Raw genomic sequence first — 2,694 nt, forward strand, 5'->3', positions numbered from 1 at the left:
TTCAAATCCGCTGCGCACGACCTTCCACGGCGTGTTCAATCCCAAAGCCATTGCAAACAAGTCGTTCTGGTCCATCCCCCAACTTGCAATCTCCTCCACTGCCGCGCCACCCGTTACCCATTCAATTCAGCGACGTGGCTTTCTTTCCTCTCCTTCTTTGGTGTAGAGTTCCTCCAGGTCTTCAGTGGTCAGAGGCAGATCCCGGGGCTGCCCAGCGGGTGGGGGACGCTGTGGGACGGTGCTTTGCGCGGGTTTGGAGGTGGGGGCTTGCTCCCCCGTCTTGCTGCTTTGTGAGATTGTTTGCGGTGCTTTGGCGCTTGATGGAGCCTGCCGTGTGTCGCGGGTGTCGGCCACATTCTGGAAGAAGCCGCTGCGCTGATTTTCCTCATCCTCGGGGCTGCTTCTGGGGTGATATACCAAGTCATGGTAATCAGCCTTGTCAGCCGGATTTTGGAACAGGCCCGTGCCCTGACCTCGGTAGCCGGGAGGCTGGCGTTTTTCAAAGATGCGGCCTCGGGGCAGGGCGAGGGTGCTGTCTTGAGCGGTGGCTTCTCTGGTGGGAGAGTGGAAGTCATCGCGGAGTTTTTGCGGAGAGGGGGAGAAGCTGTTGTCGCGGGTGGTGGATGTGCTGCGTTCAGCTGAATGCGCGTCGTCGAAGCTGGAGTCGCGGACGGGGCGGTTCAGTTGGGAGCCGGTCTCATCCTCATCACGGACCTGCGGAGGCCGGTCCTGGGCGGTGATGCGGGGCTGGTGCCAGGGAGTGTCGTGCGCGTATGCATCATGGGCGCGGGGTGCGTCATTGTCTTCGTGGTCGGAGTCCGGACCTGGGGCGTGATCTGTGTCGCGATCTCCATCAGTCCCGAAGTCTGCCTCGGGATCGACATAGGGGCGTGGGCTGCCGACAGGTGTGGCCGGGCGTGTGGAGAGCGGGCCTGAGGAGTCTGCCTGGGCACGCACGGGCTGGGGCAGATGGCTGAAGGCGCGGACGCCGCCGACGCGGGGCGGTGGCTGCTGCATGACGTCCTCGTCCTCCTCTTCTTCGAGCTGATCAGGGCGGCGGACTCGTGTTTCAGGAAGGTGGGAGGTGGAGAAAATGAAGGCCATGGGGGAAGTCTTGGGCCGTGATTTGGGAATGCAAGGAGGTAATACCACGATACGGTATGAACGATGATAAAGTGGGCTTATGCGGCGGCTTTGGATGGCGCGGGGTGGCGGAGCGCTGAGGGATCAGGATGATCCCTCTCCTGGGGCATGCAGGGTGGCGGTGATGCGATTCAGGGGAAGGGAAGCGTGCGGCGACAGCGTGCTCCCACGATTTCGCGGTTCCTGCGCGCCGTCTTCGCAAAAAAGAGCCGGGGAAAATGCCAGGCAGGAATAGCACTCGGTTAAGGGCTTCCCTCGTGAAATGGACTGCGTTGGACCTTGGGGAGCGATAGACGGGACTTTTACTGGTGACTTGCCCAGTATCCAGTCTTCTGAAGTGGGCGAGTCTCAAACATCTCATTTTCAACCATAATGGGGCTTAACCGAGTGCCGTTCATGCCTGGCATCTTTTCTTGAAAATCTTTTGATGGCTGACCTCGGCGCCTGTCAGCCTATGGATAAGTTATATCCTGCCATTCTAGAATCAGCCCATGCGTCCTGGTGCTGAACAAAGGACGGTCATCCCATTTCCAGATGTCCTCTGCGAGTACTTTTTGTGTGGTGGCCACATCCGGGCCATCCAAATGAACAGCGATGGTTTGTTTGTTTCGACCATGCACACGGCTGTCGATGACAAGTGCCTTGCAATGTGTGGCGTAGGCCACTCTCTGGAAATCGATTTGAGATTGCCACCTGGCTCCAGGCAGGTGGAGCGGTGTCGCATTGGCGTTTGGCAGAGCTTCCGCCGGATCAGGTTTTTTCTCGATCAGTGTTTTTTTAAGGATGTCCGCCTCCGTTGGGTGCACGCTTAAAAAGTCTGTCATCCCCCATCCAAAGACGGTGTTACGAACCGTGGACGGCAGGAGGAGGCAGTACGAAAAAAATCCCATGATCAGCAGCGATGCCAGGGCTTTGACGTCATGACGAAAAAACATGCCGTCGTGAAATGACTTTCTCTTCTTTTTTCGATTGAAAAAAAGGCAGGCACTGAACGAAACAGCAAGCACCAGGTATTTTTGAGGGCCGGTTAAATCAAAGGAGATGCCCATGCCAAACATGCGCCCATTGGAATAATCCACCGAAAAGCCAAGGAGCAAGCCAAGCATCAGCCACAGGCTTGATTTGAAGAACCGGCTGGAAAAAAAACTGGCATTCAATTGAATCATGCTTGGAACCTTAGTTTGAGAGTGACGGAAGGGTCAAACCTTAGTTTAAAACCGGCGACGTTCCTGCGGCCTTGCTGGATGAGAGGCTGGCGGTGGAGTCATCCACCAATAGTTCCCAGGCCTGGTTTCAGGCGTGTGTCTATGAGGGGACCAGCCTCTTTGGCGAGCATTTGCATAATCATAGCCGATCCAAAACCAGGTTTGCCTGTCTAATTGGAGAGATTTCCATTTGGAGGGACTTTTTGGCCACGTCGCTGAATTGAATGGGTAACGGGTGGCGCGGCAGTGGAGGAGATTGCAAGTTGGGGGATGGACCAGAACGACTTGTTTGCAATGGCTTTGGGATTGAACACGCCGTGGAAGGTCGTGCGCAGCGGATTTGAAC

2 protein-coding genes are annotated in these 2,694 nt (G+C 56.5%); both read right to left on the reverse strand.

What is annotated here, in order from left to right:
- Positions 1-126: 126 nt before the first annotated feature.
- Positions 127-1,104, reverse strand: coding sequence for a hypothetical protein (locus ACILSL_RS27525; protein WP_395735273.1), 978 nt, complete (start codon positions 1,102-1,104; stop codon positions 127-129).
- A gap of 491 nt (positions 1,105-1,595) precedes the next feature.
- Entirely contained in the window at positions 1,596-2,309 is a 714-nt protein-coding gene (locus ACILSL_RS27530; protein WP_395735274.1) for a hypothetical protein, read from the reverse strand.
- Positions 2,310-2,694 lie beyond the last annotated feature (385 nt).

Origin of the sequence: Prosthecobacter sp. (genome assembly GCF_044222345.1) — a bacterium.
GTDB lineage: Bacteria > Verrucomicrobiota > Verrucomicrobiia > Verrucomicrobiales > Verrucomicrobiaceae > Prosthecobacter.